Source organism: Paenibacillus paludis (genome assembly GCF_042610515.1).
Lineage (GTDB): Bacteria > Bacillota > Bacilli > Paenibacillales > Paenibacillaceae > Paenibacillus_AQ.
On the sequence record NZ_JBGJZP010000008.1, the window covers coordinates 154,851 to 180,211 of the forward strand.

The following is a 25,361-nucleotide window of genomic DNA, read 5'->3' on the forward strand; positions in this document are numbered from 1 at the left end:
GTGCCACCTGCTTGTTTCACCTGTTCGGCGATTTCTGCAATAATATACTATATGCATGCTAAGATCACCTGTATTATTCATGGGAATAGACTTTAGGAGGTCCTCATGAATATTACAGCTTTTATCATCTATTGCGTTGTTATCACCATCACACCCGGGCCCACCAATATTGTGATCTTATCTTCTGTGCAGCATTTCGGGGCAAGAAAGACCATGAAATATGTATACGGAGCCACGATTGCCTTTGGCCTGCTGCTTGCCGCTTCTGCTGTGCTGAACCATGTGCTTGCCGGAGTGATCCCGAATATTGTGGGTATTATGCAGATCATCGGCAGTGTCTATATGCTCTATCTTGCCTATCAAATCTACAAGATGAATACAGGGGAGGCCGCACCGTCCCACAATACCAATTTTTTGTCAGGCCTAGTGATGCAGTTTGTGAATCCAAAGGTGATCATATTTACTTTAACGGTGATTCCCAGCTATGTGATGCCTTACTATTCCTCCTCGTTAGCCTCATTTCAGTTTGTAGCTATCATTACGGTTATCGGGTTTCTGGCGTTTATGACCTGGGTCATCTGTGGTACAGTCTTCAAAAAATTTCTCCAGCAGCATCAAAAAATAGTCAATGTTCTAATGGCGCTGTTTCTGGTATACTCTGCAATTATGGCGTCGGGAATCATATAGAGAGTGTTGGGGGTGAGAGTATGGAGCAATTTACGTATAAAAAATCTGCAGATGTCCTTGCTCTGGCGGCAAGTTTCGCCGATTTCACCTATAAAAAACATTGCCACGAGGAGTATGCTGTCGGCGTAACCCTGCGCGGCATTCAGCAATATAATTTGAGCGACAGCTTCCAGTCCTCCCACAGGAATGGCGTCATGCTGTTTAACCGCGAGCAGTATCATGACGGCAGGTCCTACGATAAGGAAGGCATTGATTATGTCATGCTCTATATCAAGCCTGAGCTGGTAGCCGAGATCCTGGGGAAGAAAGAGCTGCGTTTCCAGTCCCCTATCGTCTACGACGTCAGCCTGGCACGAAGCATCTGCGCCCTCAGCCAGGCCATTCTGGACGGTAACGACGAAACGCTGTGTACGGAGCAGTTGATCCATTTAATCGGCATGTTATCCAAAACAGCGATAGATGTAGAGCAGCGGAAGAATAACCGGCTAGTGAAACAAGCGAAGGAAATGATGTACGGCAGCATCGGCAATGTGCTCAAACTGGATGATCTTTGTACAGAGTTTGGGATGTCCAAATACCAGTTGATCCGCGAGTTTAAGGCCCATACAGGGATCTCGCCCTATCAGTTTTTTCTGAATTGCAAGGTGGAACATGCCAAACGGTCCATTGAGGCCAGCAAGGATATCTACACGGCCGTAGCAGAATACGGATTTGTGGATCTGACACATCTGAACAGGCATTTCAAAAGTATGTTCGGGATTACTGCATATGAGTACATGACACAATTACAATAATACAATTACGGATCACCCAGATGCCTATGGCATCTTTTTTTTGCCGTTTTATGGCTTGGATTTCCATCATAAATTTACTCTTTACAAAATATTGACTATGGGTTATTTTAACATTAAGTAATTATTAAATATTAACCAACTATCTATAATATTTAAATTATTCAAACTTGAAATTGGAGGACAGTATGGAAATTGTGATGAAGGATATGTTACTGAACAATATCAATTTTGCTTACAATGAGGCCATCGAATTGATAGTGTCCATGGGAATGATCGCTTGTGAGGGAGAGCTGACTTCCATGGCAGAGGATTTAAAGATTGAGATGGACCCACTCGTAGCAGCCTACTATGAGGACGCACGGGTCCGTTTGTCACCTCATTCCTACCGGGAGCTTCAGTTTTTTTTCAACTATAACTTTTTCCACAAGGCACTCGATTTTGCTTTCTACGAATCCATCTGCACTTATCCTGATCCACAGACTGCAGAAGCATGGATTGAACGGCTGGAGCAGAGACCGGCAGAACAAGTGGTAGCCGAAATGGTGTATGGCGTGTATTCCGATAAATTGGAAGATCTGCTGGAAGGCAATGACTGGGAGGAAGTCAAGAAGGATGTTCATTTGATGTCTGAGCTTGTGGCAAGAACGAAACCCCAGCCTGAGGTTGCCGGGGCGCAAGGACCGCTGCTTGAATGTCTTGCTTTCCCGGAAGAAACGAAACTGCGGTATATGCAGCTGCTCCGTCAATTCTACAAGGATGTCTTTACCTATTGGAAAGAGCGGTTACAAATGGAGTCTGAACAAGCCACTCTACATTACGAAGCGCTTTTCCTGGCCGATCCCGTCCGCTTCATTAGGGATATTAACAAAAATGAGCCTGCGCTGTATGATGTACCGACGACTTTTCATATCAGCTTCTTTTCGCAGGTGGGCAATCATTTCCTTAATTTCTGGACGGAGGCTGGAAGGGTCGGATGGGTGATATTTGGTGTACTCAACGACCGTGTATACGGACCTGCTGCTGACCGGGAGAAGACAGAACTTTTCTTAAAAGCATTCTCGGATAAAAGACGCCTCGACTTCCTGCTGCTGTTAAAAAAACGCCCGCATTACGGGCAGGAAATCGCCGCGGCCCTTGGCATTACACCGGCAGCTGTGAATTACCATTCCAACTTCTTATTCTTTCTGGACCTTCTGGAAATTAAAAGAGAGGATCACCGCTTATATTACCATCTGCGCATAGATAGATTACGGGAATTGCTGGCCTTAACCGCAAAAGTCATGCTGGATGAAGATTAGACTGGCTTAACAGGAGTACAGGAAAATTTGAGAATAAGGGGAGTGTCCCTCGTGAGTGAATCAAGCCATGCAGCAGCCGGCAACAAGGAATCCGCTGCTGTTTCCAGCACAACTTTCCGTTTATTTAAACTTGGCAGGCCTTATTTAGGCTGGTACATTCTATTATGCGCCCTGGCAGCTGTCATCTCTCTTACAACGGTTGGTGTAGCCGAAGCTTTACGGCGAATTATTAATTCGGCTACAAATCACAATATGCCGGGCCTGACTTCCGCTACCCTGTTTGCCGTTGCCATTATGTTCGTCGATGCCGCAGCCAACTTTCTAAAAAGCTATTTGTCAGGTGTACTTGAGGTCAAGTCGACCTCCCGGCTTCAGGTATCACTTCTGGGCAGACTGCTGAATGTGCAAATGAAAGAGCTGGATCGTTATCATTCTGCAGATCTGATCAGCCGGATTAATGATTCCGCCTCTGCGGCCCAGCATGGAATCAACCAGAAAACCATTGACCTGTTCAGCAATCTGCTGCAGATTGCTTTCCTTCTCACATATCTGTTATCTCTTCAATTTGCGTTAACCTTGGGAACAATCATCATTTGCTCCCTGGTTCCACTCGTCATGCTTCCCTTCACTTCCCGGCTGCGCTCCATGCATGAGCAAAGACAGAAGATCGAAACCGCGCAGCAAATGTTTATTCAGGATACAGTCCAGGGTGCCGAAGTCGTGCGTGCCTTCTCTCTTGCCCCCAGGCTGCACCAACAATTTGCCGCCCGGGTAAAACAATATTTTACTATTCATATACCGCTCACCCGTTTAGAAGCTGTTGGCTATAATATGCCACTGGTCGTTATCCTTGGCGGACTGCTCTACGTCCTCTCTTTTGGCGGATATCTGGTCATCGGGGGGCGTCTGGATGTGGGAGCCGTGGCGGCCTTTCTGATCTGTTTTGAGCAGATTTCAAATCCGGTCTCGAAGCTGGCCAACCTGTGGACGGAATTGCAGATGTCTTTAGCGCAAGGCAAACGGATGTTTGAAGTGCTGGATTTACCGGAGGAAGAGGCAAATTACGAAGCTGCAGCTTTAAATTCCCGGATTGAGATAACTGAAGAGCCCGATCCGGAAATGATCAGCCGATCCGATATTTCTTTTAACAACGTAAGTTTCCACTATGATGCCGCTCCAGTATTAAACAATGTGCAGCTTACCATACGCCCCGGCAAGGTGACTGCATTAGCAGGCCCCAGTGGCAGCGGAAAAAGCACCCTGCTCCATTTGCTGCTCGCAGCCTATGAACCGGACGAAGGGGTTATCTGCTGTGGCGTTCACTCCTTAACCAGAATCCCGCTCCGGCTCTGGCGTGAGCGGATTGCCTACGTGTCCCAGGAGCCTTATCTGTTCTCCGGCACTTTCCATGAGAATATAGCCTGGGGAAGATCCGGTGCCACAACGGAAGAGGTCATCCAAGCAGCCCAAAGAGCCGGCATCCATGAAGTCATTATGAGAACGCCCTTACAATATGAGACTACTATTGGGGAACGGGGGTTAACATTATCGGGCGGTGAACGGCAGCGTCTCTCCATTGCCCGGGCGTTTGTCCGCGAGCCCAAACTTCTGCTGCTCGATGAACCTACGGCCGCACTGGACAGCCACAATGAGGAGCTGATCCAGCAAGCCCTCAGGGAACTCATGCATGACCGGACAACAGTCGTTATTGCCCATAGATTGTCCACTATCCGAGACGCCGATCAGATTTATTTCATGGAAGCAGGATCTGTAGCAGAAACAGGCACACATCAGGAGTTAATGGCACTAGAAGGCAAGTACTTCAAAATGGTTGAGACTTCGATGAAGCAGAATCACGATTTGCTTGAGGTCAGGGAGGGTCTGGAATGAATGCAAAAGCGTCCGCAAAACTCAAGCTTGGATATGTACTGCGCAGGTTGATGACCTTCTCAACCCCCTACCGTATCGGGTTAATGGCGGCTGTATTACTGCTCTCGGCAAGGCTGGTCTTGGACATCGGCTTTGCAGCCATCCAGCAGGTGTTTATTGATACCATCAACAGCTCTAATATGCATTCCCTTACACGCATTACCGTTATTTGCGCCATCGTCTGTTTTATCATTATTATCTGCCTCATGCTGCAGCATTACTTCCGCTTTATTACAGAGAGCCAAATGGCTTGGGCGATTCGCGCCAAGCTGTTCGACAAGACCCACCGGCTTCCCTTCCGTGAAGTCCAGTCCATGCATTCCGGAGATTTGGTCTCGCGCAATAACCGGGATGCAGGTGCGGCCATTGGCATGATTAACGGCATCGTCTATGATTTGGGCTATAATCTGCTTTTATGTCTCGTTTCTTTTCTGTACCTGGCGAAAATGGATGTCTGGATCGCGCTGCTTGCGCTCGGTTCGGGACCAGTTGTGTTTCTTTCCGGACGCTTCTTTGACCGCAGACTCCGCAAACTGTACACGGAGATCCATCAGAAGGAAGCTGAGCTGCGGGGTATTCTGCAGGAAACGCTGCAAGGAATGAAAGTGGTCCGGGCCTTTTCCCTGGAGGACAATCTCTTGAACCGGTATGCAGCCGGACGTGAGCAGTTGAACCGGCTGCAGCGCCAAAGAGCACTGCTGAACACGCTGCTCTGGCAGTCCTCTGCCTTTATCAACAATATCGTAATGGTGGCCTGCGCTGCGCTGATCGCAGTCTCTGCCGTAAGAGGCGGAACAACAGCCGGTGAAGTACTCGCCTTCATCATTCTGATGGGACGGGTACAGTGGCCTTTTGTCCACATGTCCCAGACCTGGGGTGGTGTTCAAGAAGCGTTAGGAGCAGCTGACCGCGTATTCGCTGTACTGGATGCAGATGAGGAAGGAGCACCACATTCTTCTCCGGCTTCATCCCCTCCTCCCTCTGCTTCCGAGAAGTCGGCTGCATTAAGCCTGCAAGAGGTCAGCTATAGCTATTCCGGCCGAATAGAAACGGAGCCGCCGCTGTTTGAAGGCTTCAGCCTGCAAATTCAGCATGGAGAAACGGTCGCAGTTGTAGGCCCAAGCGGTTCCGGCAAAACAACGCTTGCCCGCTTATGCTGTGGATTGTATGAACCCGATGCCGGCAGCATCTCGGTTTATGGAAGACCGGTTCAGGAGCAGCTGGAAGAAGCCAGGGCACAGGTTACTTATGTACCGCAATCCCCTTATTTGTTCTCTGGTACGATTAGAGACAATATAGCCTTCAGCTCTAATTCAGCCAGTGAACAAGAAATTCACGAAGCCGCCCGGCTTGCGGGCGCAGCCGAGTTTATCACGAAGCTTCCGGGCGGATACGATACGGTCATCGGTGAACACGGCTCGAGTCTTTCCGGCGGACAACGGCAGCGAATCGCTATAGCCCGGGCCTTTCTTCGTGATGCACCGCTACTTCTGCTGGACGAAGCCACCTCTGCTCTGGATAACGAATCTGAGCGGTTGGTTCAGGAAGCGTTAGATCACTTGATGAACAACAGGACAACACTGGTAATTGCGCACAGGCTTTCAACCGTACGGAACGCATCCAGAATTGTTGTACTGGATCAGGGGGTTATTGCCGAGGAAGGCACACATGATGTTTTGCTCGCCCAAAACGGGCTTTATGCACAGTTATATAACCTCCAGTTTAAAGCAGCAGAGGCAGAAGCCTCCCTATTTGAAGAATCACATGCAGCTATACAGCCTGCTTAGCAATATATTCTAAATTTTAATATTTTCAAAACATCCCAATCGGGGTTGAAAAGCTCCCTTTCTGGATAGAACGGATCAGCTCCGCCTGATAGACTGTACATAATGCCCACGGCTAAATATCCCAGTGGGCATTTGTGTTCATGAACATCAGGCGGGGGCTGATTAACTCAGCATATTTATTGGTGTTTCTCCCAGTGAAGGGATGAGGAATTTATGATCGATCGGAGATGACATCACGATTAGAATCGTGTAGGTCCCGTATCTATCACATTGATTTCCGAACTCTTCAAGCGCTCGCGTAGAATCGCTAATCACTTTCAATAAATAGTTGTGCTCCCCGCTTATCCGGTAACATTCGACGACATCGGGAGCCGCCCGGCAGAAATCAAGGAATGCGTTACAATCTCTAGAATGAAACAATATATAGGCGGCAGCCTGTTTGCCAATCTTTTCAGGGGATATGATGGTGCGATATTCACTGATGATCCCCTTCTCCTCCATGCGTTTAACCCTCTCTGTAACTGCAGGCTGTGATAAGCCGACGTTTTTCCCCAGTTCTGTCATAGAAATTCTCGCTTGGCTCTGCAGGTGGAACAGGATTTGCTTATCTACATGATCCATTATAGTCAGCTCCTTTAAAATTCAGGTCAATTGGATAAAACAAATATAATTTAATCGTTTTACAGCCGAGTTACCTTTGTTACGTTATGTAACCAAGGTAACTTATTTTATATAATAAGCCTACAATAGTAAAGTGTCCAAGACTTTAACTATTCCGAGAGGATGGAGCCCATGTGTACATTATATTCAAACCCAAGTGATCCGCAATGTTTGTCGGGCCGCATCGATGAAGTGATGGATCGGACGCTTGCCGACAAGAGGCTGGTCGGTGCCGTCATTAAAGTAGCAATAGACGGAACAATGGTTTACAGCCGCGCTGCAGGTTATGCTGACCGCGGTCTGAACCGGCTTATGAGAGAAGATGCTTTATTCCGGCTCGCCTCGGTCACCAAACCTATTGTTTCCACGGCTGCCTTAGTACTGGTTGCACAAGGGCGCCTGCAGTTGGACGACCGTGTTGACAGTTGGCTTCCGGAGTTCCGCCCACGCTTGCAGAACGGCGAACTTGCGCAATTGACGGTCCGCCATCTAATGACGCATACAGCCGGTCTGTCTTACCGGTTCTTCCAGGAAGAGAATAGTTCCTATCAGCGGGCAGGGATTTCGGACGGCATGGATCAGTCCGGAATCACACTGGAAGAGAATATGCGCCGCCTCGCCTCTGTGCCGCTTCTCTACACGCCAGGCACAGAGTGGAGATATTCCATAGCAACGGATGTGCTGGGTGCAGTCATAGCCAAGGTCACAGAAACAACGCTCGGCGAAGCCATAGATTCACTGGTAACCAAACCGCTCGGCATGAGTGACACCGGGTTCATTGCAGCTGATCCAGAACGGCTGGCCACCCCCTATGCCAACGACTACCCGGAGCCGCGGCCATTACTTGATCCTGACAAGATTGCCTTTGTGGACGGTACAGCAGGCTTCCTGCTTGCTCCAGGCCGGGCACTTGATGCCGCCGCCTATCCCTCCGGTGGAGCCGGCATGGTTGGCAGTGCCGGGGACTTTTTGCACCTGCTGGAAACATTGCGCCAGGGCGGGGGCCCTTTGCTGCCGGAATCTCTGGTTCACGAAATGACTACCAATCAGATCGGTGACCTGCCTATGCCCTTTTGGCCAGGACGGGGATTCGGTCTTGGCATTACAGTGCTGAAAGACCCTGCCGCCGCAAACACTCCTGAATCACCGGGAACATGGCGGATGGGCGGCACTTATGGCCATTCATGGTTCGTCGATCCTAAGCAGCGGCTAAGCGTTGTGGCATTTACAAATACCTTACTGGAAGGCATGTCCGGCCAGTTTACGGTTGACCTTTGTGAAGCGATTTATGCCAGCATCAGATCATAAAGAATGAGTACAGGGGAGCCTTGGCCGGTACGTACCGGTCAAGGCTCTCTGTGACTGAAGGAGTCGTGACTTGTATCGGCCTTCAGAGCAGGCTGGCCGTAAAATCTAAACATAAAATAATAAATGCAAAGAGGTGCTACTCAAATGAGCCAAAATACAACTTCTTCCGCACAGAATGACTCCGGCACTTCTGAGCGGCTCCCATGGGCTGGCTTGCTCGCCCTCGCGATGACAGGGTTTATCTGTATTCTCACCGAAACGGTTCCCGCCGGCTTGCTGCTGCAAATTGGTGATGGGCTTGGTGTCTCTGAAGCTCTAGCCGGTCAGCTTGTCACTTTGTACGCCCTCGGTTCATTGTTGGCCGCCATTCCCTTAACCGCCGCAACACGCGGATGGCGGCGGAGACCCCTGCTGCTGCTATGCATTATTGGGTTTCTCGTATTCAACACCATCACTGCCTTTTCTTCTAATTATATATTGACGCTGGCTGCCCGTTTTTTTGCCGGCATATCTGCCGGTGTCCTGTGGGGAATGATCGCAGGGTATGCCCGCCGCAGGGTGCCGGAATCGCTTAAGGGGCGGGCCATGGCGGTGGCGATGGTCGGCACGCCTCTGGCCATGGCCATCGGTGTCCCTGCCGGAACATTTCTTGGCACCTTTGTCGGCTGGCGTGCTGTGTTTGGAATCATGTCACTGCTCGCGCTGCTGCTGGTCTTCTGGGTGCTTTGGAAGCTGCCGGACTACCCGGGCACAAGTGCCGATAAGCAGCTGCCGCTTTATAAGGTCTTTGTTATTCCCGGAGTACGGCCGGTCCTGGCCGTTGTTCTAGCTTGGGTATTGGCCCATAACATCCTTTATACCTATATTGCGCCATTTCTTGCGCAGGCCGGGCTTACCCGGCGTATTGACCTGGTGCTGCTTATTTTCGGTATTACTTCACTGGCAGGCATCGCAATTACCGGAATTCTGATCGACCGTAAATTGCGTCCATTGGTTCTGATCAGCCTCGCAGCATTTACTTTGGCCGCCGTTGCACTTGGCATAAGCAACCATCCCGTCGTAATCTATCCTGTGGTTGCTGCATGGGGATTGACGTTCGGAGGTGCTGCAACAATGCTGCAGACAGCAATTGCCGAAGCTGCTGGGGAGAGTGCCGATGTAGCCCAGTCCATGCTGGTAACGGCATGGAATCTGGCTATCGGCAGCGGTGGTGTGCTGGGCGGGATTCTAATCGAAACGCTGGGTGTCGCCTCATTCCCCTGGGCATTGTTTATTCTATTGCTGCTTGCGCTGTTCACCGCTTGGCGAGCGAAGGAATACGGATTTCCTGTGAAGCGGCCTTGAGGGGATTGTACATGTGAGAGAAGCGGTCACCTGTGTTGCCGGTTGAGCCAGACCAAACAAATACACCGTCAGCAATCTGACGGTGTATTTGTTTTCTCCTAATTTTTCTTGAACAAGTTTGCTCCCCTAAGCTGTACCCTTTCTACACCCTTTTCGCAACCGGAATCCAAATTTCGCTTTTGTAAGTCGGGGACGTTACATCTTTGCTCTCATTCCATAAGATTTCCGGCCCTTCGGTCTGCTCATAGTTGGAAGAAGGGAACCACTCGGAATAGATCCGTCCCCAAATATTTTGCAGGGTAGCCGGAAAAGGTCCGATGGACTCGAATACTGCCCAAGACATTGCCGGAACCTCCAGCAGCGTGAAGGTCTCGGGACATCCCAGCGTGGTAGCCACTCCGATATAATGATCCAGTTCCCCCTTTTCTTCCATCCGCCCCTCGGAAAAGTTTGTGGATGCGCTTATCAATCCCAGGGGTGCGACATTCGAAAGCTCTTTGAGCTTGGAGAGGGTTGGCAGATCCAGGCTTTGCCACATTGCGGAAATCTCCGGATTCACCCCCTCAAAAATAATAGGGACTCTCTTCTTAATCCCGACGATATGGAATGCTTCCTTCTCCTCAATCCGGTAATTCATTTCATTTCCTCCTCTGATAATGAGCTGAAAAGTCATTCGAGGAAAGGACTTCAGTGAAGGTCCTGCAGTTCTTGCTTCTGAGGGCAAAACACCGTGAAACTGCTGGAATGCCTTGGTGAAGGCGTCCGGTGAACTGTATCCATAATTCAGCGCAATGTCGATAATTTTGAGCTGGCTGCTCTGCAGATCGAAGGCCGCGAGTGTCAGCCGTCTACGCCGTACATATTCCGAAAGCGGGAGGCCGGCGAGAAAAGAGAACATCCGCTTGAAATGATATTCCGAGCACAATGCGCGTTTTGCCGCTTCCCGGTAATCAATCTCCCCAGTCAGATGTTCTTCGATATAAGCCAATGCATGATTCATGTTCTCCAGCAGGTTCATCTTCGCTCCTCCTCTCCTCACATCCAGAATAGCAATAATGGAGCACAGTCACCCGACAGTTCGTGCACTGTTAATGACGGGTCCTTAGAGATTTAGATCATTGGCTCTTCCACACCACGCACGTACTGCTCTATGTAAGTAACTGCATCAGCAAAATCTCCGGCAATATAATCCGGCACGGTATCCAGCCATTTATTTCTATACTCATTTAATGCCGCGTTTCCTGCACCAGTCATGACTAACACTTTCATACATCCGGCACGGTCTGCCGCCACCATATCCATCCAACGGTCTCCAATCACTGCACATTTGCTTAGATCCAGATTGTTTTCTTGCGCTGCTCTAATCAGCATTCCAGGATTAGGCTTACGGCAATGACAGCCTTCATTATGCTGATGCGGACAAATGTATACACCGTCAAATCCAAACTCCAGCATTTCTATTCTAAAAGCTTCCTCAGTTGCCTCCCCTCTCGAGATTCCGGGTTGATTCGTAAAACCATAAAGTTTAAGCCCCATGAATTTCAGCGTGTTTAAAGCTCCGGGGGTAAACGGGAACAATTCAAAAAAACCCGGATACTGCACTTCGTCACTTCCGCCTAGGGTTCCATCCCGGTCAATAAATACAGCCTGCAATTTAGGTTCTCTCATGTTTGTTCGTTCCGCCTTCATACTATAATCTTTTCTCTAAAACAGCTTCATCATGCTTAACATAACCACAGCTTGCGTACGTGGCAATCGCCGGATCATTCGTTCTTCCTGTCAAAATCTTCACAGTGCCCACACCGCGCAAGCGGAGCTGAGCTTCCAGAAAGGCAAGCAGTGCTGCCGCCACGCCTTTCCTCCGGGCTGATTCCTGAACATACATTTCCGTAATTTCACCATGACTTGCTGCGTAGCAGAAGGATTGCGAGCTCTGCGCGCAGGCAAAGCCGACGACTTCGTCCCTTAATTCGGCAACGGCAACTAACTCGTTCCCTGTGTTCAAACTCCCGATAATTTCCGCCTCCGGACGTTTGTCCCCGCCATTAAACTCATAATTCAGCCTGGATAATACATCTGCATCTTCTATTGTAGCCAGCCTGACTATTGGAATCACGTATGTTCACACCCTCAGCAAAAATATTTTGAAGCTTACATTCCCGCAGCCGCCTTAATTTGCTGCCTCTGCGTCATGATTAACTCCTTCAGCCGGTCTGTTCCAAACGCGCCTGCCGTGAAGGCATTCCCCTTGGGATAATAAACCATCCGGAAGGAGGTGCCATCTTGCAGATGCACCCGCAGGAACACTCCGTAATCATGTTTTGTTTGCTTATAAACTGCATCGAAACCAACATTTTTCAGAGGCAGCAATTCACGAATGAATTCTTCGGAGGCCTCTTTTGTGAAATCACCAAGCGGACTGCTATCCATACCGCTTTCCAGACTGACTTTGTCCACTTTCCCTGCAATATCCAGCAGGTCTCCGATAGTGGCTGCCTTTGGATTCTCTTCTACTTCATAAATTTTGTTATCCGCTACCACCCGAAAATCGGATCTGTAGCCTTCCAGCGCATAAATCACTGTACCCACAGGAAGGAATGCGGCATCCCCGTTTTTGGTGACATGATCCGTACAGGCATTATCACTCACTTTAAAAGACACTTCCCCTACCTTATCTCCGAGTTGATCCGCAGGTACCGGCTTGGTTGCATCATAATTATGAGAATACCTGATATCATTGATCATCAAGAAATCCACCCATTCAATCTCGGCATAGCAGGGTTCTGACGTCTGCTCCGGCACTGTTTCAGGTGCAGCAGTCCCGGCTATTGGCTCCACATTTGCCTTATTCGTTGTCCCACAACCGGCTGCGAGCAACATCAATATAAGCAGCATTGAAATCGGCCCGCCAATTTTCATCCATTTCATCATCGTTATTCACCTCTGTTACTATTGACGGGCTAGTGCACCTTGATGTTACAGCATTTACCAAAACTTTTTCATATCCCGATTTATTATTCGTTTTGAATAACTTTTTATATAAAAGTTCTCTATTTGTGCTAATATATAGAAAAATAAAGGAGGTATGCTGATGAATAACCATAAAGTTAAAACTAATGGTCATTATGTTGAATTAGATTCGCTCAGAGGCATCGCTTCTGTTCTGGTGCTTATTACACACCTGATGATTGTTTTCCCCATGATTTACTCGCCCAGTTCGCCGCAGGATAACCTGACTCTCTTCGTGCTCAAATATTTGCCGTTTACAAGGGCTCTGTTTATCGGCGGTCCGGAAGCGGTCAAACTATTCTTCGTACTGAGCGGATTTGTTCTGGCTTTACCCTTTCTTAAAGGCGGTACAATCCGGTACTTGCCCTACTTGCTCAAGAGATTCCTCAGAATCTGCATCCCTTTCTATGTTGCCATATGTTTAGCGGTGCTTCTCAGCATAGTGATCCAAAGGAGCTCCATTCCTGAACTGAGTGAGTGGTATAATTCCATGAGCTGGACTACGCCGATCTCAGCCAGACTACTCTTGGGACATTTTTTCCTGATCGGCAATTTCAATGTGAATGCATTTAACAATGTAATTTGGTCGCTGGTTCATGAAATGCGCATATCCATTCTGTTCCCCTTGATGATGTATGGAGTGATCAGGTATTCATGGCAAAAAAACGTCGCAGCTTACCTATTGGCCGGTATCATCGGGTTTTATTTAGGCGGATATGGAGATACGGTTGGCTATATGCTGCTGTTTGTGGTCGGCGCATTGCTGGCGAAACACAGAGCTTTTTTCATCAAACAATATAAAAGAACCGGCTCACTCCCGAAAATCATTCTTTTCACCTTTGCCTATGCGTTGTATTCGCTGCATGCACCAGGGAGCAACCCCTTAATCACAGGTTTGGTTTCCTATATCAACATGCTCGGATGCGGCTCATTAATAATCATTGCCTTATCCAGCGGGAGATTCTCAACAATCCTGAGAAATAAAGCCGTCAGCTATCTGGGGCGGATCTCGTACAGCCTGTATTTATATCATTTCATCATCCTGGTAGCTTCCATTAAATTATTGTACGGAGTCATCCCTATTGGCTTCATCCTCTTGCTAACAGCCGCGGCCAGTATTTCCATCGCTGCATTGTCATATCATTTTATTGAAATCCCGTCTATTAAATGGGGTAAAACACTTACACGCAGCAGGGATACCGCCATTCAGCAGCAATACGCACTTCCCCCATCACAATAAGGTTAGCCTATTCTAAAAGGTGCAAAGTGATTGATTCACTATGCCCTTTTTTTTGCTACTATATAGATTCAACTATAGTTTTAGAGTACAGGATCAGTCGCACTTTTGCACCTAGAGCAACGGTTTAAACCCTTGAGCGCGTAAGAAGAATTCATAATAATTTTCACTTGAATTGACAAAAAAAACACCTTGCTTGTTTGGTATCATGGAAGCGCGAACACCCATGCCAATAAGAAAGTGTCTGAACATTGATTAGTTGAATTTATTTAAGGAATCAATTAAGCGTCTTAAGTCGTCCAATAAACGCTGCTTTTCGTCTACGGTCCAGTCCGTCAAGGCTTCTTGTAAGATGCCATTTCGAGTGGAGTTAATTTGAGAAAAAATCTCCTTTCCGTGATTTGTTAATTCAGAAACACGAATTCTAGAATCATTCCTTGCCGGATAAGTATGGACCAATCCGGCTATTTCCAATTTATCAATTTGACGGCTAACACTGGAGTAATTTTTGCCCATCATGGCAGCCAAATCGCCGACACTAGTTGACTGAAGACGCCCAATGCCGATGAAAACACGAAAAGCTGCTGCTTCCATATTAACGCCAGCATGGGCAATCATTTTCTTATGGCGGTCTGACTGATTAAGCATTGTAGTCAATTCAATCAGTGTACTAAAAAGTTTATCTTCCATGTTCCTTATTTTATCATTATAACGGGACGAGGTGTCAATGGTGCATTCCAAGCTATTTCGATATCTTCTAAAGAAAATGTTGTTGTAGCGATATGGATCTTTCCTTTTGAAGCAAGATCCAAAACACTTTGTGCAGATGACAGCATATTTAATTGTGAAACACTTCTGCCGCCACTGCCGACCAGTTCGATCGTAGATGCACGAAGTAATGAAGAGGGCATGTTGATGTATTCTTGCCCGGACGCAGTTACTATACTAACAAATCGCGTTGGGCGGCTCCCACCAGCTTTTGCAGCAGCAGAGAGAATGGCGAAGGCACTGTCACCCCAGAGATAATCTAGTACTACATCTACACCATCCGCAAAAGCTGGCTCCAGGGCTTTCTCAAAAGCTTGTTTACCGTTGTCAGTATTCATGTCAAATGCAACGAATTCATCTGCTCCTAAGGACTGTAACTTTGAGTGGTTTCGTCCGGTTGCAATAATTTTTTTTGCGCCTAAATATTTAGCAATTTGAATGGCCAAACTACCGGATTCACTAGTCGCACCGTTAATCAGAACCGTTTGACCAGATTGGAATTGCGCCCGATATACCAAAGCAGCCCACGAAGACATAGCCGGGTTTGTGATTGCAGCGGCGGTTACTTCATCAATCTCTTTGGGTAAATGTATAATCATATTTTTTTCTACAATGGTTTGTTCAGCTAAACTCCCATAGGGTGCGGCAGGGAGCGCAAAGTAAACACGAGATCCATCTGCCAATGTGCCGACACCATCTGCACCAGCTACAATTGGAAAGTTTGTTTCTGATGAATAATGCATGCCTAACGAACGGAACTTGCTAAGTTTACTTAAAGCAGCGGTCGAAACGTTAACAATAACTTTATCAGCGGATTCAACTGGTGCAGGAAATTGACCTAATACGGGAGGGATTCCCGCTTGCTTAACAATTGCGGCTTTAATCATTTGCATTCTTCCCTTCAATTAATATATGTGCGTTTTGCACATAAATACCATAACATAAATAAGTGCAAAATGCACATATTATCGAAGCCGAGTTTATGTATTGTATTTTGCTGCTGATATTCACTCAAAAACCCGAACATTTTCTCGCACATGATGCGATAATTGCCCGGGTTTTTCTGTATACCCTCTATTCCTGCCATGATTGGCCGTGTGTGGGAGTCTGTACCCTGATATCTATAGTGCGGAAGTTGAGTAACTAATAAATCAGTGCCCTTAACTCATTATGAATTCTCTCTGGGATCTCATACCCCTGTCCACTGTCTTCAGTATCTACCAGCAGACCCGTTATCCCCTCTTGTTCGCTATTCGAAATGTTTAGTACATACTTTTTTTGCGTGCCGTCAAGGTAAGAAATATGCATTAGAAAATATGTAACATAATTCAGTTCACCATTCATTTTCACTGCCTTGTTCAAGGCATTTGCAAAGACTTCAAGTTCATCTTCATCGGTGTAATTTTTTTCAGTAAATGGTCCAGACTTGTCCGTCCCTTCTTTGCATAAATCAGCACATTCCAGCCTGATGCTCTTGATCCTGGTGTCCTTTATTCGGAGGCCTGTCAATATCCCGATAAATTCCTGTTTGGTTTCCGCAGCTTTATCATTGTTGGAAAAATTCAATATATATATAATTTCTTCTTTATGCGGGATCACCGCATAATAGGTATCATGAGTCCCTGTAAGCCCGGACGCTGCAGAGCCGTTGTCGGCATCCAAAGTAAATAATCTGCTTGTTCCCATTGGAATATCAAGCTCCTCCTCAGAAGTCAGCGAGCTGTGATTGGGCATTACCATTTTCTTAAAATCAAAGTTCTCCACAAATTCACTGGCCGATACTTCGCCCCTGGCCTCACCTTGCTCATCTTTAATTACATAAACCTTCGGATCGGACGTATCCAATCCCCAGTTTGCCGGCAAGTCCATATGGAGTGTGGACAAATCATAGGACTGTTGAACCGCAGGCGCGGCTGTGGAGGAACCCTGCTCTTCTAACGCTGTAGAGGATGAGCTGGAGCATCCGCCAAGTGTGAATACTGACAAGATCAATACGATCATTATTTTTTTGGACACAAGCACTACCTATTCAACCTCCCCATTCACGTAAATTAATGTCCCCGAATATCAAACGAGGCATCATATCCTCCATCGTACAAAATGATAAAGTAATAACCGGAGTAATCTGCGATGTCTTTTAATGTACCAAAGGTCAAAGAGCCGTGTTCCAAATGTACCGAATCCACAGCAGCTCCTGTAACAGGCAGTACTTCAGTGATGACCGGGTATTCTCCGCTCCGCTTGGCATTTTTAAAGGTTTCCTTGGTGTAATAGCTTGTCAGCTCGTCCACAGATAATGAAGAATCCACTAGAATTGCAGCCAAAAAGTCCAACCCGTTGCCGTTTCCATTCAGTTTGCCAAGTATAGACTCCCTTTCTACAATCGTGGTTTCAGGCGGGAGCTGATGTTTGCTGAATTGTTTCTCGAACTTGGATAAGTTCACATTGTTAACCAATGGAATAATCAGGAACAGGGAAACGAATAACACTATAATAACCAAAGGAGTGACCAGAAGGGTTAATCCTATCTTCTTCAACATAACGGGTCTACTCCTTCACGTCTTGATAGCAGGTTTCATATTGGTCTTTAAGCAGGAGGCTTCGGCAAGCAGATCCTGACTCCTCATAGATCTCGGTATTCACCTTCAGTTCAATATTCCGATATTCTTTATATTCTGGACTTTCATTTGTGATCGAGAGGATATCCGAAGCTTGCCAGTCCATTGAAAATTTGTCTTTGTGCTCGCTGGAATATATGATTTTCTTCACGCCTGTCTTGGTTTGCTCGACTTCGACAAGATACATTACACCGCCTGCAGCGCCACCATATGGGATATAATACGCGCGTGCATTATACTCACCTTCGGGTGACTCAATGGGACCACTAAATAGGGTGGCTTTCCCAAGATCCATAAATTGATAGAAATATCTTCTATAGCCCACTAAACCTAAAATGATTATTAGTAGCAGGATTAATCCAATCGTTCTTTTTTTCACACTAAACCTCCTATGTATAAGGATCGCAGTCCATCCATATTGTACCATATAGGATTTATCAGAATTGACTGGATTGTCACAAGTGGAAACGGCTTCGCCGTTCTCAAAAGGACGGTATCCGTTTCAGCGAGAAATAGAAGGATAATTTATAGTGTGAAGCATATAAATTCTATATTTTAAAAAAACCTGCAGACGTAGTGCCATCGTGGCACTGTCTGCAGGTTTTTCGAAAAAGTATGATTGCAGTAAATGAATTTACTTAACTTCGGTTGCTCCAGTTACTTTACCATCCACTGCTGCGGATGCTTTCACATCTTCGCTGGCAAAGTAGAGGTTACCATCAATTGTAGAGGATTCGTGCAGGTTAAAACCTTTTGCTTCTACATATACATCACCTTTGATGGTTCCGCCTTGCACTCTGAAGTTTTCACTTTGTACGGTAACCTTAGGTGCGGTAAGTGTGTAATTTGCAGTAACTTTGTGATCCGCATCCTGTGCATAAAGAGCAAGCTTGCGGTAAATTGCATTCTCAGCAACACCTTTATCATGGAACTCACCGGCTACAACAACGTCTTGATCAACAGTCACATCATTTAGAATAGCAACGATCCAGGTTCCTTCTGCACTTACAGCCTTAGTAAATGCAGCCGCTTCATTAACGATGGAAGCTGCCGATGTAGCATCTGTCTGAGCTGCTGCTGGAGAAGCAGTTGCTGCCTCATTTGCCGCCTTTTCATTATTCGCACCACAACCCGACAACAATGCAACCGATACTCCTGCTACTAGCAAACTTTTAAATAGTTTCATCTCAAATCCCCCTAAATTCTTTTTATAAATTTATTATATATTAAAATTTTATAATAGTCACGTGAATCTTTTCACAATTCTGTGTCTTTTTCATATTTCGACAAGACATGACAGTCGTCCCCGATTTGCCGTAGGAACGCATAAATCCCCGCTTACCTTCAGCCTAAGGTAAACGGGGATTTATGTGTTCAATCCGTTCTTCAATTCAATCATTTCCTCCAGCAACAATCCATATCCCTGACATGGTGATTGTTATTCATATTTCGGTAGTCCCCGTGCGCTCCCTTTCGGAGTGTTGCTCCATGTCCTGCATATGGGATGAGTTCCCGCGTACTCGATGTCACGAAAAACGTTTTCACGGACGTTTTCCCTACTGTGAGCCATCGTGTTTAGTACGCATCGCTAACCTTTTTCAATGGAATCACGCTCCTTCTTCCGCAAGATGAATCCTGCTTGAATAGCTGTTCCTTGTTCATGGTTACCTCTGGATTCCCGCATACCCACGGTCTGCGAAAAGATGTCGTCACTTACACCTTCTCCAGCAGCAGCCGATTCCGGCATGCATCGCTAACGGTAGTACATCGGGGCCTCTCCTTTCCTACATTCATTTCTAAATTTAGGAATGAGTCCATCACCTGTAACCGCTTGCTGCTGTTCTTTGTGGTTACCATTTGGTGATGTCTATATCTTAACGTATTACGCCTAAAAATTAAACCTTCATAATATTATGTATTCTGTCGCAATACCTGGAAAATCCTGATCTCTTGCAATGAACCGCCCAGACCTAAGAATTCCTTTGAATTTTGGACTATTGTGCGTAAATACGCAAAAACCGCCTTGAGATTCCAAGACGGCTGGTGATCTGAAGCCGAAAATATTAATCCCTGATCAGAAATATGTATTCAAACAGCAAAATAAAAAAGGCGGTGAACATTCCTACCGAGTTAATGACCGTAAGTTCTGCCACATAATTTTCGCTTTGAAAATGAGAAAAGAAGGCGACAGTCCAAAGCACCGCAAAAAAAAGCGGGATCATTCCGGAAACAGCTCCAACGGCTGCCCGTCTGCCCCGGTAGATAAACAATGTAATCTCCGAAACGGTGTAAACGATAAAAATAATGATCTCAGACAACTTAACCGAATCCGGAATGTGGAGCTTGAAAAGATGCATGAGAGCATACTGCAGAGCCAAAACAGTAAATAACCAGTTGTTAAACGAAATCCTCTTAAAGATCAGCATTAAATCGACTCCCTTAAACAGAGTAATCGGACTGCTGTCATATGGCACGGATGATCCTGGAAATGCAGGCCGATTCCATAATGATATCGCTTACATTATACTGGAAAATTTTATTAAATTCTGTGGATATCCTATGACATTTGATCTAAGTAAATAGTATCACCCTTTCGCCGGAGTTGCACAATGAATCCCGGCTGAGAGGGTGATGCAAACTTCATTCCTTAGTCTATCGCTCAGAACTCCAGGGTCCGCAGCCATGAGGACAACTTCTCTTCCCTCTGCTTAAGATCACCTTTTTCTTTATGATATTTGCCCAGCCAATGCTCCGAAGCCATTCGGCCATCCAGCATGTAGAGCACCCGCTCTGCACCAGCAGCGACCTTGGCATCATGGGTAACCAGAAGAATTGTTGTTCCCGAACGGTTAATCTCCCCCAGGATTTCCATGATCTCACCGGCAGCCTTGGAGTTCAGTGCTCCTGTAGGCTCATCGCCAAACAGAATATCCGGCTGATTGATCAGCGCCCTGCAGATCGCCACTCTCTGTGATTGTCCGCCGGACACCTCTGTTATTCCCCGGTCAGCCAATGCGGAAATGCCTGTCCTTTTCATAAGATCGGCAGCTCTTGCATTGATGGCTCTACGGCTGGTCTTTTTCGCCCGGTAAGCGGACAGGATGATATTGTCGCGGATATTCAGATTTTTTAACAGATGCATCTGCTGAAAAATGAATCCCATACTATACAGGCGCAGCGCCGCCAGTTCGGTTTCGGAAAGGGAGCTGATCTCCTGCCCCTTAAAAAGGACACTGCCCGCAGTCATTGTATCCATACCGCTTAATGTATACAACAATGTTGATTTGCCGGAGCCTGAAGGTCCCATCACTGCTGTGAACTCCCCCTGTGGAATCTGCAGGTTGATCTCTTTTAATACAGGCTGCTGCGTTCCTTGCCCGTTTGAATAAGTTTTGCTTAATCCCTTAGTTTCTAATATATGCATCCAGTTGTCGCCCCCTCAGTCGGCTATTTTATTCGTGAACCCGGACTTGTGTATGGATCCTGTACTTCCTATAGTAGTAACCGCCACGGCCAGCATGAGGCTAACCGGAAGAATCAGATAGGCCAGCACCGGATCAACCTCAAGCTGAATTCGGGAAGCACCCAGGAATGATCCGAGAACATGCACCAGACTTTGACCGATCGTCCCGGCCGTCAAGATCCCAAGCAGGCTGCCAAGACCGGCGATCAGCAGCGTTCTGGCCAGATATTGCCGGCGGATATCAGCGACCGTGAACCCGATGCTTCGCAAGATTGTAATTTGTGTGGAATCCTTCGCCAGCAGCATTTTTAGAAACAAGGACGTAATCAGTACCGCTATCGAGATGGAAATGGTGATCGCGAGTATAGTAACCATCCGCAGCTGCTTAACCGTATTCCCCAGGGTCTGAGCTAAATAGCTGTCCAGATAAGTGATTTTAGCCGGATAGAATGCCCCGGCCAACTCTTCTATTTTCCCGGCGACCGGAATTTCAGGCTGTACATCCACCGCTACCACATACCACATTACAGTCTTTGGATCATAAGGCAGCTGCGCTTTGGCCGTCCGCCCTCCATTGGTGATATCCTGATAGATTCCGCTTACTGTCAGCTGCCGTTCTTTCCCTCCAGCCTTGATAAGAAGCGTATCCCCGACCCGTTTATTCAGCTCCTTAGCGTTCAGATCAGACAGGGCGATTGCACTTCCGCCTTCCGGGGCGCCCCCTTCTATGTATGACAAAGGAAAGATGGAGAAATCTCCTGTTTCCACATTGATATTCTCCCAGACGTCATCACTTCCCAGTACCTTAAACCGGGAGGTAATCAGCGGCGATAGTTTCTTGATGTCTGGATCCTTCTTAAGTGTTGTGAGCATTTGTTCAAACCGCCGGGCGGTATCGCCTGACTGCTGAAGATCAATCCGGATGGTGCTCTGTCCTACGCCCATATAGGATATAAAGTGCGGGGAGCGCAGCGTATTCAACAAATTCACCGGCATGATGATCATAAACAGACAGATGACCACAACCAGCAGCAACACTCCGAACATGCTGAAGCGGCTGTACACGTCTTTTAACCCTAAAAAACCATTCACAGGCAGCCATTTACGGTTGCTGAGTGTAAACGATGACGTATGTGTTCTCCCCACCCCGGCAGTACCTGACCGCAAGGCTTCAATGGCTGTGATCCGGTTGAACCTTCTAAGGATCAGCCTGCAAAAGAGCACAACAATCCCGAAGCTCAGACTGACAGCGAGTAAAGGAACAATATACTGAAGCAGACCCTTCGGAGCCGCGCCCAGGTACAGGCTAATGTTGGCTGTAAACAACCGTGCAGTAAAAAGGGACAATCCATAGCCGCAGCATGAAGCCAAAGCGGCCAGTATGATGTATTTGGCCATATAGATTCTTCTGATATCCTGCCGCGGCAGTCCGATTGCTTTCATGACTCCGATCTCCCTGTAATCCTCCTCCATGGAGGCGATCATCGTAAATCTGAGACACAGGATAGCAATCACCATAAGCAGGAGGCTCACCAGTATAATGACAAGGGCTATAATTCCGTCGGTTAGAGCATTTAGCGTCTTAAATAAAGGGTAATCAATGGTCGGTCCTTTATCTGGCAGGCCGGCAGATTGATAGCTATTACGGAACTCAGTAAGCTTGCTGCTATCCTTGAGCTGAAATTCAATCAGATATTCCACTTCACCAACGTTCCCCCGCAGCGCTGTGTAATCCGCCTCATTTACGACAAAACGTTTGGAGCTGACAATCGCCGGATTCATTTGAACATCCCGGACAAAATCAACGATCACGAACTCTCTGGTAAAGGACCCGGAGGTAACATTGACCTTATCCCCGATGTGCAGCTGCTTCTGTCCCTTATAGTAGATAGGAACGGCAATTTCGCCGCGTGAAACCGTGATCACCTGATTATCCAGATTCAGCAGCAGATCGAAATTCTGATTCTGCTTCACAAAACCGATATCCATGACGCTGGCGGCTTCCGACTTTTCCGGATTGCCCAAGTACACATTTGAGCCGTCGACCGTAAGCATCTCCACCGTCTGCTGATCCTGTACAAGCGGATTTTCCGAAACAAAACGTTTAAGGGCGGAATCATCTAGGGTCCCGGAATGCATTTGCACAAAATGGGGAGCCTTGGATGTTGCCAGGAGCTGATTCAGCGAGCCGGTCAGTTCCATAATGATGTGCGAGGCAGAAGCAACCAGCAGCGAAGACAGCATAATAAAAACGAACAATCCGCCGGTGATGATTTTATTGCGTAGAACATCTCTTTTTACGATTTGCAGCAGCATCTGGCTGTCTTGCCTCCTTCTCCGATATAGAAACTCATTAATGTTGTTGTTCAAGAGCCCGAATAGATTTGATTCTTGGAACAATCACCGCCACAATTACTATCAGCAAACCGCAGACGATGAACAGGAGTCCGATACCCCGGCCTTCTCCTGTACCCAGCACCTTGCCCACTGAGGAAGCAAGACTTCCCCCGCTGCGCAGCAGTGGATTAAAGACATGATCTGCCAGCACCCCGGCTACAGCATAAGCGGCCACATACCCGAGCTGTGAAAGAATGCCAATGATCCCCCAAGCACGGCCTTGTGCTTCGGCGGCGATATTTTTTCGGATCAGCACGTCAGCACAGGTGTTAATGAAGGGTAGTGCCGCGAAGAACAACAATCCGGCTGCAGCGATAAAATATAGATTTGTAGTCAGACCAACCAGTGCAAAGAAACCTCCGGCGAATCCCAGACTTATAGCCAGCACCTTGGCATATTGGCCCTTAATGCTGAACATCCCGATGAACAGACTGCCGATCAGCATGCCAATCGCACTTACCGATTCCACTGTGCCCAGGGTTTGCGTATCTGTAAACGGCAGTAAGAGCGGTGTAAACAAGGTCTGGAGAAAACCCATATAGAATGTAACCAGCGATAAAATGACCGTAAGCTGTAGAACACCTTTCACGGAAACGAGCGTATCCCAACCCTCCTTCAGCTCTCTTGCAAAGGACTGCCGTGTTTTCGCTGGAAACTCAGCCTGCAGGTTCTTTTTCACAGCCAGCACCGCAAGCACGGTCACCACAAAAGTAGAGATATCTATAATCAGCACAGCCTTTATATCCATGTAGCCAAGCAACACCCCGGCAATCAGCGGAGAGAGAAGATATTTGGAGGAGGCTGCAAGCTGCACCAGCCCGCTGGCCTTGGCAAACTGCTCCTCGGTCAATAAATCGGTAATGGTCGCCTTGTAAGCCGGTTCGAGCAAGGATACGAATATGGAGCTGAAGGCCACTCCGAGACAGATTTGCCAAACGGGCGGATCGCCCAGCAGCATGATAAACAGTAGGAAGACAAGTCCAAATGCGGAGCATAGATCACCCGTGATCATCATCAGCCGCCGGTCAAAGCGGTCAGCCAGCACGCCGCCGATTGGACTGAGCAGAATGGAAGGCAGAAAAGCGCAGAGCGTTACCAGCGCTACACTGGCTGCAGTCCCTGTCATCTGGTAGACATAAACACCCAGCGCAAAAGCGGTCAGCCCACTGCCCATACTGGATATCCATTCTCCTGTCCATAACACCAGAAACTTGCTGAAGGATTTATTGTTCTGTTTCCCCATCCTTTATCCCCGCCCTCTCATCCTTTCCATCAGCTACGGGAGGCTGCCCGAACATTTGTGTGACATAGGCGAAGCTGCCCTGCTTGGCACCCAGAGAGGTCTCCATAATATGAATGAAAGCCTCGATCTTGCGGATAATTTCCTCCGGCTGCCACTGGAAAATGCCTTCATCCAGCAGAAACTGCGAAGCCACCAGCAGAAACTCAACCGTTTCCCTAGGAAAAGCGGTATGGAATAACTGCTCCTCGATGCCCTGCTCAATGACTTCTGTCAATACAGGTGTCAGCCGGAGAATGGTTTCCGTCAAGCTCTTTTGATGAAGCTGGGCATTTTCCGCCTGATGGAACTGCTCAATCAGTTGCTCCTTCCCTTCCGAGTCCGGCTTCTGTGCCATAATGATCCTCAGCAGCTTCTCGTGAACAGAAAACCTGTGATCGGAAGCGATCTCTTTCGCAGCTGCAACCCCGGCATCAATGAACCGCATGACCACCGCATCCATGACCTCCTCCTTCGATTTGAAGTAATAATAGAAGGTTCCCTTGGCGATTCCGATTCTCTGCAAAATATCGTTAATTGTAGTTCTGCTATACCCCTGGGTGAAAAAAAGCAGCTCTGCCGTATCTAAAATTTCGTTTCTGCGTTCTTCAGGTTCCTTGGAAATCCGCATAATTGCAATCCTCCATTTCATCGACCGACCGTCGGTCTATAATGATTATAGTGAGTCCCCCCCTCTATTGTCAATCACTGGATTAAGAAAACAATCGCACGCAAAGAAACTCCCGCATACTTAGCTGCAGGAGTTTTTGTGTTCATGTGATA

24 protein-coding genes are annotated in these 25,361 nt (G+C 47.4%); 8 read left to right on the plus strand and 16 right to left on the minus strand.

Annotated elements, in window-relative coordinates:
- The first annotated feature begins 105 nt into the window (after positions 1–105).
- The 5 genes from ACAN56_RS17695 to ACAN56_RS17715 all read left to right on the plus strand — a co-directional run bounded on the left by ACAN56_RS17695 (position 106) and on the right by ACAN56_RS17715 (position 6,495).
- Positions 106–687 carry a LysE family translocator gene (locus ACAN56_RS17695; protein WP_379144554.1) on the plus strand — a complete coding sequence of 194 codons (582 nt, stop codon included), beginning with the start codon at positions 106–108 and terminating at the stop codon, positions 685–687.
- A 20-nt stretch (positions 688–707) separates the two neighbouring features.
- Complete coding sequence (locus tag ACAN56_RS17700; RefSeq protein WP_379144556.1) at positions 708–1,481, plus strand: AraC family transcriptional regulator; 774 nt, start codon at positions 708–710, stop codon at positions 1,479–1,481.
- Between the two features lie 185 nt (positions 1,482–1,666).
- On the plus strand, positions 1,667–2,779 hold the full coding sequence (locus ACAN56_RS17705) for an ArsR/SmtB family transcription factor (protein WP_379144558.1): 1,113 nt from the start codon (positions 1,667–1,669) through the stop codon (positions 2,777–2,779).
- Positions 2,780–2,830: 51 nt separating this feature from the next.
- Positions 2,831–4,669: an ABC transporter ATP-binding protein gene (locus tag ACAN56_RS17710; protein WP_038594060.1), complete on the plus strand. Its 1,839-nt coding sequence runs from the start codon at positions 2,831–2,833 to the stop codon at positions 4,667–4,669.
- Complete coding sequence (locus ACAN56_RS17715; protein ID WP_379144561.1) at positions 4,666–6,495, plus strand: ABC transporter ATP-binding protein; 1,830 nt, start codon at positions 4,666–4,668, stop codon at positions 6,493–6,495. The genes ACAN56_RS17710 and ACAN56_RS17715 overlap by 4 nt, the downstream gene beginning before the upstream one ends.
- Positions 6,496–6,657: 162 nt before the next feature.
- Here the strand turns inward: ACAN56_RS17715 and ACAN56_RS17720 are convergent, their stop codons facing one another.
- Positions 6,658–7,116: an Lrp/AsnC family transcriptional regulator gene (locus ACAN56_RS17720; protein WP_038594063.1), complete on the minus strand. Its 459-nt coding sequence runs from the start codon at positions 7,114–7,116 to the stop codon at positions 6,658–6,660.
- Between the two features lie 171 nt (positions 7,117–7,287).
- On the opposite strand from ACAN56_RS17720, the gene ACAN56_RS17725 reads away from it, so the two are divergent.
- Together ACAN56_RS17725 and ACAN56_RS17730 are read left to right on the plus strand one after the other, a co-directional pair.
- The gene (locus ACAN56_RS17725; RefSeq protein WP_379144564.1) at positions 7,288–8,463 is read left to right on the plus strand and encodes a serine hydrolase domain-containing protein; all 1,176 of its coding nucleotides are present in this window, start codon (positions 7,288–7,290) and stop codon (positions 8,461–8,463) included.
- A gap of 144 nt (positions 8,464–8,607) precedes the next feature.
- Positions 8,608–9,807, plus strand: a complete 1,200-nt coding sequence (locus tag ACAN56_RS17730) for an MFS transporter (RefSeq protein ID WP_379144567.1) — start codon at positions 8,608–8,610, stop codon at positions 9,805–9,807.
- 142 nt (positions 9,808–9,949) lie between these two features.
- Here the strand turns inward: ACAN56_RS17730 and ACAN56_RS17735 are convergent, their stop codons facing one another.
- From ACAN56_RS17735 to ACAN56_RS17750, 4 genes are all read right to left on the minus strand, one after another.
- Complete coding sequence (locus ACAN56_RS17735) at positions 9,950–10,825, minus strand: AraC family transcriptional regulator (RefSeq protein WP_038594069.1); 876 nt, start codon at positions 10,823–10,825, stop codon at positions 9,950–9,952.
- Positions 10,826–10,917: 92 nt separating this feature from the next.
- Positions 10,918–11,475, minus strand: coding sequence for an HAD-IIIA family hydrolase (locus tag ACAN56_RS17740; protein ID WP_379144569.1), 558 nt, complete (start codon positions 11,473–11,475; stop codon positions 10,918–10,920).
- A gap of 22 nt (positions 11,476–11,497) precedes the next feature.
- Complete coding sequence (locus ACAN56_RS17745; protein ID WP_379144571.1) at positions 11,498–11,923, minus strand: GNAT family N-acetyltransferase; 426 nt, start codon at positions 11,921–11,923, stop codon at positions 11,498–11,500.
- A gap of 35 nt (positions 11,924–11,958) precedes the next feature.
- The gene (locus ACAN56_RS17750) at positions 11,959–12,738 is read right to left on the minus strand and encodes a hypothetical protein (RefSeq protein WP_179091797.1); all 780 of its coding nucleotides are present in this window, start codon (positions 12,736–12,738) and stop codon (positions 11,959–11,961) included.
- A 160-nt stretch (positions 12,739–12,898) separates the two neighbouring features.
- Between ACAN56_RS17750 and ACAN56_RS17755 the strand changes: the two genes are divergently transcribed.
- A complete protein-coding gene (locus ACAN56_RS17755) occupies positions 12,899–14,056 on the plus strand; it encodes an acyltransferase family protein (protein ID WP_379144574.1) in 1,158 nt (385 codons plus the stop codon).
- 252 nt (positions 14,057–14,308) lie between these two features.
- On the opposite strand, the gene ACAN56_RS17760 is transcribed toward ACAN56_RS17755, so the two are convergent.
- From ACAN56_RS17760 to ACAN56_RS17810, 11 genes are all read right to left on the minus strand, one after another.
- The gene (locus tag ACAN56_RS17760; protein WP_038594072.1) at positions 14,309–14,743 is read right to left on the minus strand and encodes a MarR family winged helix-turn-helix transcriptional regulator; all 435 of its coding nucleotides are present in this window, start codon (positions 14,741–14,743) and stop codon (positions 14,309–14,311) included.
- A 5-nt stretch (positions 14,744–14,748) separates the two neighbouring features.
- On the minus strand, positions 14,749–15,708 hold the full coding sequence (locus tag ACAN56_RS17765; RefSeq protein WP_379144577.1) for a zinc-binding dehydrogenase: 960 nt from the start codon (positions 15,706–15,708) through the stop codon (positions 14,749–14,751).
- Positions 15,709–15,964: 256 nt separating this feature from the next.
- A complete protein-coding gene (locus ACAN56_RS17770; protein ID WP_379144579.1) occupies positions 15,965–16,666 on the minus strand; it encodes a YhfM domain-containing protein in 702 nt (233 codons plus the stop codon).
- Between the two features lie 206 nt (positions 16,667–16,872).
- On the minus strand, positions 16,873–17,361 hold the full coding sequence (locus tag ACAN56_RS17775; RefSeq protein ID WP_038594076.1) for a hypothetical protein: 489 nt from the start codon (positions 17,359–17,361) through the stop codon (positions 16,873–16,875).
- Between the two features lie 7 nt (positions 17,362–17,368).
- Positions 17,369–17,818, minus strand: a complete 450-nt coding sequence (locus ACAN56_RS17780; protein WP_052092175.1) for a DUF5412 family protein — start codon at positions 17,816–17,818, stop codon at positions 17,369–17,371.
- Between the two features lie 255 nt (positions 17,819–18,073).
- Positions 18,074–18,625, minus strand: a complete 552-nt coding sequence (locus tag ACAN56_RS17785) for a hypothetical protein (RefSeq protein ID WP_038594079.1) — start codon at positions 18,623–18,625, stop codon at positions 18,074–18,076.
- Positions 18,626–19,502: 877 nt separating this feature from the next.
- On the minus strand, positions 19,503–19,865 hold the full coding sequence (locus ACAN56_RS17790) for a hypothetical protein (RefSeq protein ID WP_038594082.1): 363 nt from the start codon (positions 19,863–19,865) through the stop codon (positions 19,503–19,505).
- A 233-nt stretch (positions 19,866–20,098) separates the two neighbouring features.
- Complete coding sequence (locus ACAN56_RS17795) at positions 20,099–20,863, minus strand: ABC transporter ATP-binding protein (protein WP_038594085.1); 765 nt, start codon at positions 20,861–20,863, stop codon at positions 20,099–20,101.
- A 15-nt stretch (positions 20,864–20,878) separates the two neighbouring features.
- The gene (locus ACAN56_RS17800; protein WP_038594089.1) at positions 20,879–23,218 is read right to left on the minus strand and encodes an ABC transporter permease; all 2,340 of its coding nucleotides are present in this window, start codon (positions 23,216–23,218) and stop codon (positions 20,879–20,881) included.
- A 37-nt stretch (positions 23,219–23,255) separates the two neighbouring features.
- Positions 23,256–24,542 carry an MFS transporter gene (locus ACAN56_RS17805; protein WP_379144585.1) on the minus strand — a complete coding sequence of 429 codons (1,287 nt, stop codon included), beginning with the start codon at positions 24,540–24,542 and terminating at the stop codon, positions 23,256–23,258.
- Positions 24,523–25,209, minus strand: a complete 687-nt coding sequence (locus ACAN56_RS17810) for a TetR/AcrR family transcriptional regulator (protein ID WP_379144588.1) — start codon at positions 25,207–25,209, stop codon at positions 24,523–24,525. The genes ACAN56_RS17805 and ACAN56_RS17810 overlap by 20 nt, the downstream gene beginning before the upstream one ends.
- Positions 25,210–25,361: the final 152 nt, after the last annotated feature.

What these genes read in the sequence shown, in the direction of transcription:
- ACAN56_RS17695 (WP_379144554.1), top strand. Translation starts at nt 106, where the DNA reads ATGAATATTACAGCTTTTATCATCTATTGCGTTGTTATCACCATCACA.
- ACAN56_RS17700 (WP_379144556.1), top strand. Translation starts at nt 708, where the DNA reads ATGGAGCAATTTACGTATAAAAAATCTGCAGATGTCCTTGCTCTGGCG.
- ACAN56_RS17705 (WP_379144558.1), top strand. Translation starts at nt 1,667, where the DNA reads ATGGAAATTGTGATGAAGGATATGTTACTGAACAATATCAATTTTGCT.
- ACAN56_RS17715 (WP_379144561.1), top strand. Translation starts at nt 4,666, where the DNA reads ATGAATGCAAAAGCGTCCGCAAAACTCAAGCTTGGATATGTACTGCGC.
- ACAN56_RS17720 (WP_038594063.1), bottom strand. Translation starts at nt 7,116, where the DNA reads ATGGATCATGTAGATAAGCAAATCCTGTTCCACCTGCAGAGCCAAGCG.
- ACAN56_RS17725 (WP_379144564.1), top strand. Translation starts at nt 7,288, where the DNA reads ATGTGTACATTATATTCAAACCCAAGTGATCCGCAATGTTTGTCGGGC.
- ACAN56_RS17730 (WP_379144567.1), top strand. Translation starts at nt 8,608, where the DNA reads ATGAGCCAAAATACAACTTCTTCCGCACAGAATGACTCCGGCACTTCT.
- ACAN56_RS17735 (WP_038594069.1), bottom strand. Translation starts at nt 10,825, where the DNA reads ATGAACCTGCTGGAGAACATGAATCATGCATTGGCTTATATCGAAGAA.
- ACAN56_RS17740 (WP_379144569.1), bottom strand. Translation starts at nt 11,475, where the DNA reads ATGAGAGAACCTAAATTGCAGGCTGTATTTATTGACCGGGATGGAACC.
- ACAN56_RS17750 (WP_179091797.1), bottom strand. Translation starts at nt 12,738, where the DNA reads ATGATGAAATGGATGAAAATTGGCGGGCCGATTTCAATGCTGCTTATA.
- ACAN56_RS17755 (WP_379144574.1), top strand. Translation starts at nt 12,899, where the DNA reads ATGAATAACCATAAAGTTAAAACTAATGGTCATTATGTTGAATTAGAT.
- ACAN56_RS17760 (WP_038594072.1), bottom strand. Translation starts at nt 14,743, where the DNA reads ATGGAAGATAAACTTTTTAGTACACTGATTGAATTGACTACAATGCTT.
- ACAN56_RS17765 (WP_379144577.1), bottom strand. Translation starts at nt 15,708, where the DNA reads ATGATTAAAGCCGCAATTGTTAAGCAAGCGGGAATCCCTCCCGTATTA.
- ACAN56_RS17775 (WP_038594076.1), bottom strand. Translation starts at nt 17,361, where the DNA reads ATGTTGAAGAAGATAGGATTAACCCTTCTGGTCACTCCTTTGGTTATT.
- ACAN56_RS17785 (WP_038594079.1), bottom strand. Translation starts at nt 18,625, where the DNA reads ATGAAACTATTTAAAAGTTTGCTAGTAGCAGGAGTATCGGTTGCATTG.
- ACAN56_RS17790 (WP_038594082.1), bottom strand. Translation starts at nt 19,865, where the DNA reads ATGCTGATCTTTAAGAGGATTTCGTTTAACAACTGGTTATTTACTGTT.
- ACAN56_RS17795 (WP_038594085.1), bottom strand. Translation starts at nt 20,863, where the DNA reads ATGCATATATTAGAAACTAAGGGATTAAGCAAAACTTATTCAAACGGG.
- ACAN56_RS17800 (WP_038594089.1), bottom strand. Translation starts at nt 23,218, where the DNA reads ATGCTGCTGCAAATCGTAAAAAGAGATGTTCTACGCAATAAAATCATC.
- ACAN56_RS17805 (WP_379144585.1), bottom strand. Translation starts at nt 24,542, where the DNA reads ATGGGGAAACAGAACAATAAATCCTTCAGCAAGTTTCTGGTGTTATGG.
- ACAN56_RS17810 (WP_379144588.1), bottom strand. Translation starts at nt 25,209, where the DNA reads ATGCGGATTTCCAAGGAACCTGAAGAACGCAGAAACGAAATTTTAGAT.